General features: G+C 68.2%; 11 protein-coding genes. 3 read left to right on the top strand and 8 right to left on the bottom strand.

Going from position 1 to position 14418, the window contains the following annotated elements:
• Positions 1 to 177: 177 nt before the first annotated feature.
• Entirely contained in the window at positions 178 to 1944 is a 1767-nt protein-coding gene (gene arc / locus ACWGI2_RS36350) for a proteasome ATPase (RefSeq protein WP_160503984.1), read from the bottom strand.
• 254 nt (positions 1945 to 2198) lie between these two features.
• Here arc and ACWGI2_RS36345 point away from each other — a divergent pair, with 254 nt between their 5' ends.
• Positions 2199 to 2510 carry a ferredoxin gene (locus ACWGI2_RS36345; protein ID WP_160503989.1) on the top strand — a complete coding sequence of 104 codons (312 nt, stop codon included), beginning with the start codon at positions 2199 to 2201 and terminating at the stop codon, positions 2508 to 2510.
• Positions 2511 to 2601: 91 nt separating this feature from the next.
• On the opposite strand, the gene ACWGI2_RS36340 is transcribed toward ACWGI2_RS36345, so the two are convergent.
• The 3 genes from ACWGI2_RS36340 to ACWGI2_RS36330 form a co-directional block, all read right to left on the bottom strand.
• Positions 2602 to 3186 carry a hypothetical protein gene (locus tag ACWGI2_RS36340; protein ID WP_453700141.1) on the bottom strand — a complete coding sequence of 195 codons (585 nt, stop codon included), beginning with the start codon at positions 3184 to 3186 and terminating at the stop codon, positions 2602 to 2604.
• 202 nt (positions 3187 to 3388) lie between these two features.
• A complete protein-coding gene (locus ACWGI2_RS36335) occupies positions 3389 to 4300 on the bottom strand; it encodes a tRNA (adenine-N1)-methyltransferase (RefSeq protein ID WP_453700139.1) in 912 nt (303 codons plus the stop codon).
• A gap of 47 nt (positions 4301 to 4347) precedes the next feature.
• Entirely contained in the window at positions 4348 to 5808 is a 1461-nt protein-coding gene (locus ACWGI2_RS36330) for a site-2 protease family protein (protein WP_453700137.1), read from the bottom strand.
• Between the two features lie 128 nt (positions 5809 to 5936).
• Between ACWGI2_RS36330 and ACWGI2_RS36325 the strand changes: the two genes are divergently transcribed.
• Complete coding sequence (locus ACWGI2_RS36325) at positions 5937 to 6818, top strand: RecB family exonuclease (protein ID WP_453399400.1); 882 nt, start codon at positions 5937 to 5939, stop codon at positions 6816 to 6818.
• A 14-nt stretch (positions 6819 to 6832) separates the two neighbouring features.
• Complete coding sequence (locus ACWGI2_RS36320; protein WP_135332738.1) at positions 6833 to 7504, top strand: response regulator; 672 nt, start codon at positions 6833 to 6835, stop codon at positions 7502 to 7504.
• A 77-nt stretch (positions 7505 to 7581) separates the two neighbouring features.
• Here ACWGI2_RS36320 and ACWGI2_RS36315 read toward each other — a convergent pair whose 3' ends face one another.
• The 4 genes from ACWGI2_RS36315 to metH form a co-directional block, all read right to left on the bottom strand.
• Positions 7582 to 9168: an ABC transporter substrate-binding protein gene (locus tag ACWGI2_RS36315; protein WP_453399399.1), complete on the bottom strand. Its 1587-nt coding sequence runs from the start codon at positions 9166 to 9168 to the stop codon at positions 7582 to 7584.
• Between the two features lie 67 nt (positions 9169 to 9235).
• Positions 9236 to 10843 (bottom strand): ABC transporter substrate-binding protein, encoded by a 1608-nt coding sequence (locus ACWGI2_RS36310; protein ID WP_453399398.1) that lies wholly within the window; start codon positions 10841 to 10843, stop codon positions 9236 to 9238.
• Positions 10844 to 11164: 321 nt separating this feature from the next.
• The gene (locus ACWGI2_RS36305; RefSeq protein ID WP_453700135.1) at positions 11165 to 11866 is read right to left on the bottom strand and encodes an HAD-IA family hydrolase; all 702 of its coding nucleotides are present in this window, start codon (positions 11864 to 11866) and stop codon (positions 11165 to 11167) included.
• Positions 11867 to 11964: 98 nt separating this feature from the next.
• A partial coding sequence (metH, locus tag ACWGI2_RS36300) for a methionine synthase (RefSeq protein WP_453700133.1) occupies positions 11965 to 14418 on the bottom strand: 2454 nt, incomplete at its 5' end.

The raw sequence follows: 14418 nt of genomic DNA, 5'->3' as shown, positions 1-14418 counted from the left end.
ACGGCGCTCAAGTACCGCTGGTTCTCCGGTGCGTGTGCGGTGCCCGTCCCCGCACTGCGCGACTCGGCGGTACCGAAGAGCCTAGAGCGCCTTTGCGCTGGTGGGGAGATCATTGCCTTCATTGAAAAACAGACAGCTGCGGGTACCCACGAAGGACACCCGCAGCCGCCCTGCCTTCTACAGGTACTGACCGGTGTTCGCCACCGTGTCGATGGAGCGTCCGGTGTCCGCGCCCTGCTTTCCGGTGACGAGCGTACGGATGTAGACGATCCGTTCGCCCTTCTTGCCGGAGATGCGGGCCCAGTCGTCCGGGTTGGTGGTGTTGGGCAGGTCCTCGTTCTCCTTGAACTCGTCGATGCAAGCCTGGAGGAGGTGAGAGACCCTGATGCCCTTCTGGTTGGCGTCGAGGAAGGCCTTGATGGCCATCTTCTTGGCGCGTCCGACGATGTTCTCGATCATGGCGCCGGAGTTGAAGTCCTTGAAGTACAGGACTTCCTTGTCGCCGTTGGCGTACGTCACCTCGAGGAAGCGGTTCTCCTCGGACTCCGCGTACATCTGCTCGACGACGGACTGGATCATGCCGTCCACGGTGGTGCGCCGGTCGGCGCTGTGTTCGGCGAGGTCGTCCGCGTGCAGCGGGAGCCGCTCGGTGAGGTACTTGGCGAAGATGTCCTTCGCCGCCTGGGCGTCCGGGCGCTCGATCTTGATCTTCACGTCGAGTCGTCCTGGCCGCAGGATCGCGGGGTCGATCATGTCCTCACGGTTGGAGGCGCCGATGACGATGACGTTCTCCAGGCCTTCCACGCCGTCGATCTCGGCGAGCAGCTGGGGGACGATGGTGTTCTCCACGTCCGAGCTGACTCCGGATCCGCGGGTGCGGAAGAGGGATTCCATCTCGTCGAAGAAGACGATGACGGGGGTGCCCTCGCTCGCCTTCTCCCTCGCACGCTGGAAGACCAGGCGGATGTGACGCTCGGTCTCGCCGACGTACTTGTTGAGGAGTTCGGGTCCCTTGATGTTGAGGAAGAAGCTCTTCCCCGCTGCCGCTCCGGTCACCTCGGCGACCTTCTTGGCAAGGGAGTTGGCGACGGCCTTCGCGATCAGCGTCTTGCCGCAGCCGGGGGGCCCGTACAGCAGGACGCCCTTGGGCGGCCGCAGTTCGTGCTCCCTGAAGAGGTCCGGGTAGAGGTAGGGCAGTTCGACCGCGTCGCGGATCAGCTCGATCTGGTTGCCCAGGCCGCCGATCTGCTCGTAGCCGATGTCCGGTACCTCTTCGAGGACGAGTTCTTCGACCTCGCTCTTGGGGACCACTTCGTAGACGTAGCCGGAGCGGGGTTCGAGCAGGAGTGCGTCGCCGGGGCGGATGGTGACGTCGAGGAGTGGTTCGGCGAGCCGCACCACCCGCTCCTCGTCGGTGTGCCCGACCACCAGGGCGCGCTCGCCGTCCTCAAGGATCTCCTTGAGGGTGACGATGTCGCCCACGCTCTCGTACTCCATGGCCTCGACCACGTTGAGTGCTTCGTTGAGCATGACTTCCTGGCCACGCCTGAGCTCTTCGAGCTCCACGCTGGGGCTGACGTTCACCCGGAGCTTGCGGCCCCCGGTGAAGATGTCCGCCGTGCCGTCCTCGTTCGCGACGAGGAAGACTCCGAAGCCGGCCGGCGGCTGCGCGAGCCGGTCGACTTCCTCCTTGAGGGCCACGATCTGGTCGCGGGCCTCACGGAGCGTGTTGGCGAGCCGCTCGTTCTGTGCGGATACGCCGGCCAGGTTGGTCTGCAGCTCGACGATCCGCTCTTCGAGAATCCTCGTATGCCGCGGAGAGTCGGCGAGCTTGCGTCGCAGGACGGCGATTTCCTGCTCGAGATAGGCAACCTGACCGGCGGGGTCCTCAGACCCTCGCCCCGGCCGGATGCCGCGGTTGATGTCGTCGTCGTGTGCTGCCACGGTCCTCACCTCCTCCAAGGGGAGCTGGACGCTTCCAGACCCTACCTGGGTGGGTGTCGATTGAAACCCCTAGATCACAAAGACGGTAGAGGTGTGTCCGATCTTCACCCTTGCGCTCTCCCTCACGTCAGGTCATTACCCACCCAGCAACATCGGAAAGCGGGCGGTTGTATCGTCGAAGCGTTCAACACCCGTCAGAGCTGGCCCGACTTGTACCCGAGTCGGTGGGCTCGACGCAGCGATCGGCAGGAGATATGACCGTGCAGAACGAGGCTGGGACCGGCCCTGAGGGCGATCTCCTGGAGGTCTGGATCGACCAGGACCTCTGCACCGGCGACGGCATCTGCGCGCAGTACGCGCCCGAGGTCTTCGAGCTGGACATCGACGGCCTGGCCTATGTGAAGAGCGGTGACGACGAGCTTCTGCAGGCGCCGGGCGCCACAACGCCCGTACCGCTGCCGCTTCTGCGTGATGTGGCGGACTCGGCGAAGGAATGCCCCGGGGACTGCATCCACGTGCGTCGCGTTTCGGACAGGGTGGAGGTCTACGGCCCCGACGCCGCGTGAGGGCGCGAAGTCGATGACGAACTAGACGACTGACAAGGGCCTGTGCCCGCCGCTGGACGGCGGGCACAGGCCCTTGTTCGTGTCTCTTCGGTCACACGCTGTGTGCCCCGGCCGGTGTGGAGCGGGCGAACGTGCCGTCTTTCCATTGCCACTTGGCCTCCTCCTGGAGGTCGGGGCAGCAGCTGGGCACGTTCGGTGACGAGTAGCCGAGGAGCGTGGCGGTGATCACACCGTCACGTACGGCGAAGTCGCTGACGTTCTGGCGGTCCTTCGGGTCGACGAGGGTGGCGACGACCCGGGGCTTGCCCTCCGTGGGGCGCGTGACGACGTACACACCGTCGGGCGGCGTGCCCGATCCGGCGGCGCAGTGCACCACGGCGACGGTCTCCGGTCTGCCGTCCCCGTCGAGGTCCCCGGAGGCCTTCTTCTTGACCACGGGTTTCACGCTGCCGCAGGTGAGGGGGTACGTGACGGTGGCCGGATCCGGGGCGGTCGCGGGCGCGGGGGCGGCCGCGGTCTTGCTGGACGGCTTGGAGCCCGCCTGTGCGGCGTTCGCGGGGTCGGGCTGAAGGAAGGACGAGCCGGCGACGACGGCGGCGAGCGCGGCCGCGGTGGCCAGCCAGTGGATGGGGCGGGTGGTGTTGTGTGCCAGTTCCGGGACGGCGGGGTGCTGCACTAGGAGTGTCTCCTGTGAGGGCTGTGCCGGTGGGGGAGGTGGCCAGCATCGTGCCATACCTCACAGTGCGGCGGAACACCGGGGTCGGCGGCTTCCGTGAACGGAAAGGCGCCGCCGCCGAGTTCCCTTCTCTCGTGGGGAACTCGGCGGCGGCGCCGGTGCGTTCAGCGGTTGTACGCGGGTGTCGGCGGTGCCGGGTGTTTCAGCCTTCCGCGCGGGGTGTGCCGCCGCCGGCGTTCGGGCCGGTGTAGTCGTCGCCGTAGGCGCCCTTGGAGGGGCGGCGGCGGCGCATGGGCGGCTCGACGCCGTCCGCGAGGCGGCGGGCGGTGAGCAGGAAGCCGGTGTGGCCGATCATGCGGTGGTCGGGGCGGACGGCGAGGCCCTCGACGTGCCAGTTGCGGATCATCGATTCCCAGGCGGTCGGCTCGTTGAAGCCGCCGATCTCGCGGATGGACTCGACGGTCCTCGCGAGCTGGGTGGTGGTCGCGACGTAGCAGCAGAGGATGCCGCCGGGGACGAGCGCCTTGGAGACGACGTCCAGGCACTCCCAGGGGGCGAGCATGTCGAGGATGACGCGGTCGACGTCGGTGTCGCTCAGGTTGTCCTGGAGGTCGCCGACGGTGAGCTGCCAGGCGGGGTGCGGGGCGCCGAAGTAGCGCTCCACGTTCTGCTGGGCGATCTCGGCGAAGTCCTCGCGGCGCTCGTACGAGTGCAGCATTCCGTCGTCGCCGATGGCGCGCAGGAGGAAGCTGCTGAGCGAGCCGGAGCCCACACCCGCTTCGACGACGCGTGCGCCGGGGAAGATGTCGGCGAAGGCCAGGATCTGCCCCGCGTCCTTGGGGTAGACCACGGCGGCGCCGCGGGGCATGGACAGGACATAGTCGGGGAGCAGGGGGCGCAGCGCGAGGTAGGCGACGTTTCCCGTGGTGCGGACAACGCTGCCCTCGGGAGCACCGATCAGCTCGTCGTGGGGGAAGGAACCCTTGTGGGTGTGGAAGTTCTTCCCGGCCTCGAGCGTGAACGTGTAGTGGCGGCCCTTGGGGTCGGTCAGCTGAACCTGGTCCCCGACCTTGAAGGGCCCGCGTCGGCGGGCGGCACCGGTCGGTTCGGACATGTGAACAGCCTACCGGCCCCCGCGCGGGCCTCGGACCCGGGTGGGCGTCAGCTGGGGCGGGCCATCGCCTTGACGAAGGCGCGCTCCACGTCGGCGGCGGACAGCACTCCGTAGATCTCGCCGGAGGCCTCGACCACGAGGTACTCGGTGGCGGGCGTCGCCCGGAGCGTGTCGAGGAGCTCCTCGCCCGCGAGCTCGGCGGAGATCCGCATGCCTTCGGTGATGTCCTGGGCGAGGCCGCTGACGGTGACCCAAGGGCGGCGGTGCTCGGGCACGCCGACGATGGCCGCCTCGCGGACCACCGACATCGGGTCGCCGTCGGCGTCGACGACGACGAGGGCGCGGGCCCCGGCGTCGTTGGCGCGGCGCAGTGCCTCGGAGAGCGGGGTGCCGGACTCGACGGGGACGGCGCGGCGGGTCAGGGCGCGGGCGCGGAGCTCGGGCAGGTGTTCGCGCAGGCGGGCCATGCGGAGGCTGTTTCCGGCGCCGGTCCAGATGATGGCGGCGAGGATCGCGGCAAGGAGGGCGTCGGTGACGGTGTCCATGCCGCCGATGTCCTGGCTCTCGCCGCCGAGCGCGCCGGACTGGTTGAGGAGGGGCAGGCCGATCAGGACGGAGATGGCGAGCGCGCGGCCGACCCAGGCGGCGGCGATGGTGCCGCTCATGGGCTTGCCGGTGATCTTCCAGACGACGGCGCGGAGCATGCGGCCGCCGTCCAGGGGCAGGCCCGGCAGGAGGTTGAAGGCGGCGACGATGAGGTTGGAGATCATCAGGCCCGCGAGCAGGACGCCGGGCACGGTGCCGGGCTCCACGAGGCGCATGGCCCCGTAGAAGACGCCGGAGAGGACGAGGGAGAGCAGGGGGCCCACGAAGGCGAGGACGAACTCGCGTCCCGGTGTCTCCGACTCCTTCTCGATCTCCGAGACGCCGCCGAAGAACTGCAGCTGGATGCGGCGCACCGGCAGCTTGTAGCGCAGGGCGACGACGGTGTGCGCCAGTTCGTGGACGAGCACGGAGGCGTAGAAGGCCACGGCGAAGAAGAGCGAGACGAGATAGCGGGCGGCGCCGAGTTCGGGCAGGACGCGGTCGAGCTGGCCGCCGAAGACCCAGGTGATGAGGGCGGCTACGAGGAACCAGCTCGGGGCCACGTACACGGGCACGCCGAACGGGCGTCCCATGAGCAGGCCTCCCCCGGGGCCCTTCTTGCCCTGGGGAGGGGTGGCCTTCGGGGTGGGGCCGTGGCTGGCGTGCGCGTACTCGGGGTGGGTGTCGTGCGGGGGCTTCCCGGGCGTGTCCCGCGGGGTCTTGGTGAGGCGGTCGGCGGGCCGCGGGGCTTCGGCCGCGGGGCGCGGTGCTCCCTCGGGGGCCTGCCGGGGTTCCTCTTCGCTCGCCTGGGGCCGGGCGGTGTCGTCAGTGCTCTGTGTGCCCTCGGGGCCTGTTTCGGCACCCGGTCGCCGACCGTCCGTGCCGTCGGATCGCGGCCTGCCGCTCCCGCCGCTCTCGTCCACGATGTCCCCTCGTTCGAAGCGTCCCTCGCCCCTGCCCGGCGCGGTACACGCACGATCATGCAGGGCGAGAGGGTCTGTCGTCGATGGTATGCGGCCGTTGTCAGTGGCGGGTCGTAGGGTCTGTCCTCATGGAAACCAGCACCGACGGTGTCGTGACGGCCGTGCGTCCGGCGTCCCTGTCGCCCTCGCGCGCCAGTGACTTCATGCAGTGTCCGCTGCTCTACCGGTTCCGGGTGATCGACAAGCTGCCGGAGAAGCCGAGCGAGGCGGCGACCCGCGGCACGCTGGTGCACGCCGTCCTGGAGCGGCTTTTCGACGCGCCCGCGGGTGAGCGGACGGCGCCGCGCGCGAAGTCCCTGATCCCGGGGCAGTGGGACCGCCTTCGCGAGGCCAAGCCGGAGCTGACGGAGCTGTTCGCCGACGACGAGCAGGGTGAGCGGCTCGCGCGCTGGCTGGCGGACGCGGAGAAGCTCGTCGAGCGGTGGTTCACCCTTGAGGACCCCACCCGCCTGGAGCCGGCCGAGCGCGAGCTGTTCGTGCAGGCGGAGCTGGAGTCGGGCCTGAAGCTGCGCGGCATCATCGACCGCGTGGACGTGGCGCCCACCGGCGAGGTGCGGATCGTCGACTACAAGACAGGCAAGGCCCCGCGCCCCGAGTATTCGGAGGGCGCGCTCTTCCAGATGAAGTTCTACGCCCTGGTGGTGTGGCGGCTGAAGGGCGTGGTCCCGCGCCGCCTCCAGCTCGTCTATCTGGGCAGCGGCGACGTCATCACGTACGACCCCAGGACCGAGGATCTGGAGCAGGTCGAGCGGAAGCTGCACGCGCTGTGGGAGGCGATCACGCTCGCCACCGAGACGGGTGACTGGCGGCCGAGGCCCACGAAGCTCTGCGGCTGGTGCGACCACCAGGCCGTATGTCCGGAATTCGGCGGGACTCCCCCGCCGTACCCCCTTGCGGTGAGGGTGCCCGAGTCCGAAGAGGACACGCAGGGCAGAATGGCCCCGGGCTAGCGAAGGAGAGTTACGTGGCGATCCGTGTCCTACTGGTCGACGACCAGCCACTGCTGCGCACCGGGTTCCGGATGATCCTGGAGGCCGAGCAGGACGTCGCGGTCGTCGGCGAGGCCGGAGACGGCCTACAGGCTCTCGACCAGGTGCGGGCGCTACAGCCCGATGTGGTCCTGATGGACATCCGCATGCCGCGGATGGACGGCGTCGAGGCGACCCGGCAGATCACCGGTCCTGGCCGGGACGGTCCTGCGAAGGTCCTGGTCCTGACCACCTTCGACCTCGACGAGTACGTGGTGGAGGCGCTGCGCGCGGGTGCCAGCGGCTTCCTCCTCAAGGACGCCCCGGCGAACGAACTGGTGCAGGCGATCCGGGTGGTCGCGTCGGGCGAGGCGATGCTCGCGCCGAGCATCACGCGCAGGCTCCTCGACAAGTACGCGGGGCATCTCCCCTCGGGCGACGAGCCGGTGCCGGACACCTTGCACACGCTCACCGAGCGGGAGGTCGAGGTGCTCAAGCTGGTGGCGCGCGGCCTGTCGAACGCGGAGATCGCGGCGGACCTGTTCGTGAGCGAGACGACGGTCAAGACGCACGTGGGCCATGTGCTCACGAAGCTCGGCCTCCGCGACCGGGTGCAGGCCGCGGTGTACGCGTACGAGAGCGGTCTGGTGCGGCCGGGCGCCCAGTAGAACCCGCACAGACGGATGAACGACTGAAGGTGGCCACCCCGAGGGGCGGCCACCTTCAGTCGTTCGTGGGGCGAGGATCAGGCCTTGCTGAGTTCCCAGAAGCGGAAGACCGTCGACGCGTCGAGGCACGACTCGACGCCGTACACGTCGTCGGAGATGACGGCGTACTGCTTGGCCTGCCAGACCGGCAGGATCGGCAGCTCGTTCGCGACGGTGTCCTGGAGCCGGGAGTAGTCCTCGTCGGTCTTGGTGCGGTCGGTCTCGGCGGCGGTGCCGGGGATGATCTTCCCGGTGATGTCGCTGTTCCGGTAGCCGTTGTCCAGGACGTTGCCCTTGCCGAAGAACGGCTGCGTGAAGTTGTCCGGGTCCGGGTAGTCCGGGACCCAGCCCTTGACGTACACGCCGTACTTGCCGGACTTGATGTCCCGCTCGTACTGGCTGAATTCGATCGACTTCACGTCGGCGTCGAAGAGACCACTTGCGTTGAGCTGCTTGGCGATCGCCCGCAGCTCCTGGTCGGTCGAGGGGCCGTAACGCGACGGCGTGGACCAGAGCGTGAGCTTGACCTTGCCGCTCAGGCCCTCCTCACGCAGGGCCGCCGCGGCCTTGGAGCGCTGCGGGCGGGCGCCGTAGGTGTCGAAGAAGGCGGTGTTGTGGCCGCCGATCCCGGCCGGGACGATCGAGTACAGCGGCGTCGCCGTGTCCCGGTAGACGTCCTTGACCAGGGCGTCACGGTCGAGCAGGTACGCCATGGCCTTGCGGACGCCCAGCTTGCCCGCGACCGGGTCCTTCATGTTGAAGACCAGGTGCTGCACCTCGGCGCTCGTGCCCTCGACGACGTCGATGTTCTGGCTCGCCTCGGAGGTGTCCGCCTCGATGTCCGCGATGTCGTTGGCGGCGAGGCCTCGGTACGCGATGTCGATCTTGTCGTCCAGGAGCGCCTTCTTCAGGCCCTTCTGGTCGTCGTGGAAGAACTTGAGCGTGACGCCCTTGTTCTTCACCTTGGCGGTGCCCTTGTAGTCGGGGTTGACCGAGAAGACCGCCTGCTCCTTGTCGAAGGAGTCGAGCTTGTACGGTCCCGAACCCGTGGCCTCGTCGCCGCCGCGCAGGGAGTTCATGTCGTACGACGCGTGGTCGACGATGGAACCGGCGCCGGACGCGATCTTGCTGGGGAAGGTCGCGTCGGCGTACTTGAGCTTGAAGACGACCTTCTTGGCGTTCGGGGTCTCGACGCGGTCGAGCATCGGGAACATGATCGCGGGGCCGTCGTCGTCATTGATCTTCATCATGCGGTCGAAGGAGAACTTGACGTCCTTCGAGGTCAGCGCGTTGCCGTTGCTGAACTTCAGACCGTCCCGCAGCGTGCACTCGAAGACCTTGGTCTCCGTGTCCGTGAAACCGCACTCCTTCGCGGCCTCGGGCTCCGGCTCGGTGCCCCCGTTCGGGAAGCTCATCAGGGACTGGAAGACGTTGTTGAACAGGAGCCACGACCCGGGGTCGTAGCCGGATGCCGGGTCGGTGGCAAGGACGTCGTCCGACATCCCCATCACCACCGATTCGCCGTCCTCCCCCGCTCCACCCGATTCCGAGCCGCAGCCGGTCAGCAGGGCGGCGGCCAGTCCTCCCGTGAGGGGAAGGGCCAACCACTGGTTACGCAATTTCACGTACGTGCCTTGTCGTTGATGTCCATCGGTGGAGCGAAGCCCGGCAGAGTGCCGGTGTGCGCGGAGGTCAGCCGCTCACACCGCGGCCGAGCTCCCACAGCTGCAGGTTCGAGGAGGAGTTGAGGGCCCACTCGACGCCGGTGATGTCGTCGCGGGCGGCGATGTACTGCTTGCCCTGCCAGAGGGGAAGCACCGGTACGTCCTCGGCGACGATGTCCTGGATCTTCTTGATGCTCTTGGAGGCGGTCAGCCGGTCGGCCTCGCGGCGCGAGTGCGGGATCAGCTCCTCGTTGATGGTGCTGTTCACGTACGGCGAGCCGAGGAAGTTGTCCTCGTCGAGGAACGGCGCGAGGAAGTTGTCGGCGTCGGGGAAGTCGGGGAACCAGCCCATCCCGTAGACGTCGTAGGCGCCCTTCTGCTCGGCGGCGCGGAAGGTGCCCCAGGCCTCGCCCTTGATCGACACGTCGAACAGGCCGCTGGCGTTGAGCTGCTTCTTCAGCAGCTCGAACTCCTTCTTGGTGCCCGGGCCGTAGTGGTCGGTCGTGTAGTGCAGGGTGAGCTTCACCGGCGTGCTGATGTCGGCCTTCTGGAGCAGGTTCCGGGCCTTGGCCGGGCTCGGGTCGCCGTACTTGTTGAAGAACGAGTTGGTGTGGCCCGTGATCGTGGTCGGCACCAGGGAGTAGAGCGGCTCGGCCGCGTCGCCGTACACGCCGGTCGCGAGGGCGCCGCGGTCGATGACCTGCGCCATGGCCTGGCGCACTGCCTTGGACTTGACGGTGGTGGCGTCCGTGTTGAAGCCGAGGTAGCGGATCTCGAGGCCGGGCGTCTCGACGAACTCGATGTTCTTGCCCGGGTCCTCGCCGAGCTGCTTGATCTGCTCGGGCGACATGGTGCGCGTCATCATGTCGATGTCGCCGCCCTTGAGTGCCGCGCCCATGGCGTCGGTGGACGCGTAGTTGCGCAGCTCGATCTTGTCGCTCTTGGGCTTCAACGCGCCCTTGTAGTTGGGGTTCTTGGAGAACGTCGTCTTGACGAGCTGGTTGCCCTTGACCTCGTGCTCGGCGGTGTAGGGGCCAGAGCCGTCCACCGCGAAGCCGTCGCGCAGCTTGTTCTTGGCGTAGTGCTCCGAGCTGATGATGCCCGCGGTGGGCGTGGCCAGCTTGTACGGGAACGTCGCGTCGGGGCTCTTGAGGTGGAAGACGATGCCCCGGTCGCCCTGGGTCTCGATCGCGTCGACGTTGGCCACCAGGCCGTCGGAGCCGCTGGGGTCCTTGACCTTGATGTCCCGCACCCGCTCGATGGAGAACTTCACGTCGGTGGCGGTCAGCGGCTTGCCGTCGGCGAACTTCAGGCCCTTGCGCAGCGTGCACTCGTAGCGCTCGTTGCCGGTGTCGGTGAATCCGCACCGCTCGGCGGCCTCGGGCTCCGGGTCGCCGTCGCCGCGCGGCATGGCCATCAGCGTCTGGACCGTCTGGCGCAGGATGTTCCAGGAGCCCGCGTCATAGGCGTACGCCGGGTCGAAGGGGGCCGGGACCTCGGGCGAGGTGGCGAACCGGTCCGTGGTGCCGACGGCGATCGCGTCGTCGCCCCCACCGTCGCCTGCTCCGCCACACGCCGCGAGCGCGGGGGCGAGCAGACCTACGACGGCCGGCAGCACCAAAGTCTTACGGTTCATGCTCGTCGTTCTCCACAGCTGTTGGTCCCGTCCGGACCGGCAACGAGGGGTGGGGTCAGTCGGTCCGTGGGGGCGGGGCGATGTTCTCGCGACGACATTAGTCCGCACCACCAGGAGGGCTGGAAGGGACCGGAGTTGACCCTCAATCACGCAGCGAAACCGGGCGCGGACGCACCGATAACCCAACACGGGAAGGTTTCGTCAGGTTCCCCTCAATCAGGACACAACGTCACTCCACAACTCGCCCAAATCGGAGGCCCGGCACAGCCGTGACCGGCTGTCGACCCCCCGGGGAGTGGGAAAGGTCACATCTTCAACTGTTCAGCGCTTTCCGGCCATCAGTCCTTGCAGGAAGGGCAGGTTGACGTGTTCGAGGGACGGCACGACGGTCCTGCCGGAGGCCGGTGCGATGGGCGCCACGGAGGGTACGGCCACCACATGGCAGCCCGCGGCCTCGGCCGCCGCGACGCCGGTCGCGGTGTCCTCGATGACGGCACATCTGGCCGGTTCCGCGCCAACCCCCGCCGCCGCGAGGAGGTACGGGTCCGGGTGCGGCTTGGTCCGGGTCACCTCGTCGCCCGCGACGGTGAGCGTGAAGTGGTGGGCTCCGATCGAGTCGAGCACGCGGTCGATGATGCGCCGGTGCGACGCGGAGACCAGGGCCATCGGCACTTCGTGCGCGGCGAGCTCCGCCAGGAGTCTCGCGGCGCCCGGCATCAGCGGCAGGGCGCGGCCGATGCGGTCCTCGAAGCCGTCGTTGAGCAGCACGGTCAGCTCGGGCACCGTGATGTCGGCACCGGTGGACGCGATGAGGAATCCGGCGCTGCGCGTCATGGGGCCGCCGACGACCACGTCACGCCAGGCCTCGTCGAGCGTGTGTCCGAGCGCGGCGAAGACCTCGACCTCCGCGTCCCACCAGAACCCCTCGGTGTCCACGAGTGTTCCGTCCATGTCGAGGAGCACCGCCTGAAGAGCGGAGCCTTCGGCCGTTCGGGTACCGAGCGCGGGAACCGTACTGGTCATCCGGGCACACCTCCATGAGGGACGAGAAGGCCGGCTGCCCCCTTTTGACGGGAGGGCAACCGGCCTGCACTGGACCGATAAGTGTACGACTTGTCCGCTCAGCGCGCGTTGAAGTATTTCGCCTCGGGGTGGTGGATGACGATCGCGTCGGTGGACTGCTCGGGGTGGAGCTGGAACTCCTCGGAGAGCTGCACGCCGATTCGCTCCGGCTCCAGGAGTTCGGCGATCTTGGCGCGGTCCTCCAGGTCGGGGCAGGCGCCGTAGCCGAGCGAGAAGCGCGCGCCGCGGTACTTCAGGGCGAACATGTCCTCGACGTCCGCGGGGTCCTCGCCGCCGAAACCGAGCTCGGCGCGCACGCGCGCGTGCCAGTACTCGGCGAGGGCTTCGGCCAACTGCACGGACAGGCCGTGCAGTTCGAGGTAGTCGCGGTAGGAGTCGGCGGCGAACAGCTCGGCCGTGGCCTCACCGATCTTCGAGCCGACGGTGACGACCTGAAGGCCGACCACGTCGATCTCGCCGGACTCCTCCGGGCGGAAGAAGTCCGCCAGGCACAGACGCCGGCCACGGCGCTGGCGCGGGAAGGAGAAGCGGGTGCGCTCGTTGCCCTGGTCGTCCAGGATGATCAGGTCGTCGCCCTTGGAGACACAGGGGAAGTAGCCGTGCACGACGGCCGCCTCCAGCATGTTCTTGGTGTGCAGCTCATCGAGCCAGCCGCGCAGCCGGGGCCGCCCCTCGGTCTCCACCAGTTCCTCGTACGAGGGTCCGTCGCCGGTGCGGGCCTGCTTGAGGCCCCACTGCCCCTTGAACAGCGCGCCCTCGTCGAGCCAGGACGCGTACTCCTTGAGCTGGATGCCCTTGACGACGCGGGTGCCCCAGAACGGCGGGGTCGGGACAGGGTTGTCGACGGAGACGTCCGAGCGTGCGGGGCCCTCGTCCTCGGTGACCTCCGCGACGGGGGTGTCCCTCTTGGCCACGCGGCGCTGCTTGAGTTCGGGCAGTGTGGCGCCGGGGACACCGCGCTTGACGGCGATGAGGGCGTCCATCAGGCGCAGGCCTTCGAAGGCGTCGCGGGCGTAGCGGACTTCGCCTTCGTAGATCTCGTGGAGGTCTTGCTCGACGTAGGCGCGGGTGAGGGCGGCGCCGCCCAGGATGACGGGGAAGTCGGCGGCCATCTTGCGCTGGTTGAGCTCCTCCAGGTTCTCCTTCATGATCACCGTCGACTTGACCAGCAGACCCGACATGCCGATTACGTCGGCGCGGTGCTCGGCGGCGGCGTCCAGGATCGCGGCCACCGGCTGCTTGATGCCGAGGTTGACCACGTTGTAGCCGTTGTTGGACAAGATGATGTCGACGAGGTTCTTGCCGATGTCATGGACGTCCCCGCGCACCGTAGCCAGGACGATGGTGCCCTTTCCCTCGGAGTCCGACTTCTCCATGTGCGGTTCGAGGTGGGCGACGGCGGTCTTCATCACCTCGGCGGACTGGAGCACGAACGGCAGCTGCATCTGCCCGGAGCCGAACAGCTCACCGACGACCTTCATGCCCTCCAGCAGGGTGTCGTTGACGATGTCCAGGGCCGGGCGGGTCTGCAACGCCTCGTCCAGGTCGGCGTCCAGACCGTTCTTCTCACCGTCGATGATGCGCCGCTGCAACCGCTCGTCCAGCGGCAGGGCCATCAGCTCTTCGGCCTTGCCCGCCTTCATCGACTTCATGTTGACGCCCTCGAACAGCTCCATGAGCTTCTGCAGGGGGTCGTAGCCTTCGCTGCGGCGGTCGTAGATCAGGTCGTGGGCGGCCTTGACCTGCTCGTCGTCGAGGCGCGCGATGGGCAGGATCTTGGAGGCGTGCACGATGGCCGAGTCCAGGCCCGCTTTGACGCACTCGTCCAGGAAGACGGAGTTCAGCACGACGCGGGCGGCGGGGTTGAGGCCGAAGGAGATGTTCGACAGGCCCAGCGTGGTCTGCACGTCCGGGTGGCGCTTCTTCAGCTCGCGGATCGCCTCGATGGTGGCGATGCCGTCCTTGCGGGATTCTTCCTGGCCGGTGCAGATGGTGAAGGTCAGGCAGTCGATGAGGATGTCCGCCTCATGAATGCCGTATTCACCGGTCAGGTCCTCGATGAGGCGCTCGGCGATGGCGACCTTGTGCTCGACGGTGCGGGCCTGGCCCTCCTCATCGATGGTCAGCGCGATCAGCGCCGCACCATGCTCCTTCGCCAGCGCGGTCACCTTCGCGAACCGCGACTCCGGGCCGTCCCCGTCCTCGTAGTTCACCGAGTTGATGACCGCACGGCCGCCCAGCTTCTCCAACCCCGCCTGAATCACCGGCAGTTCGGTCGAGTCCAACACGATCGGCAGCGTCGAGGCGGTGGCGAAGCGGCCGGCGAGCTCGGCCATGTCGGCGACGCCGTCCCGGCCGACGTAGTCGACGCACAGGTCGAGCATGTGGGCGCCCTCGCGGATCTGGTCCCGGGCCATCTCCACACAGTCGTCCCAGCGGCCCTCCAGCATCGCCTCACGGAACTTCTTCGACCCATTGGCGTTCGTCCGCTC

The organism is Streptomyces sp. NPDC054866, assembly GCF_053610745.1.
The sequence above is the reverse complement of the archived record's forward strand: the minus strand, read 5'-3'. Positions and strand labels throughout refer to the sequence as shown.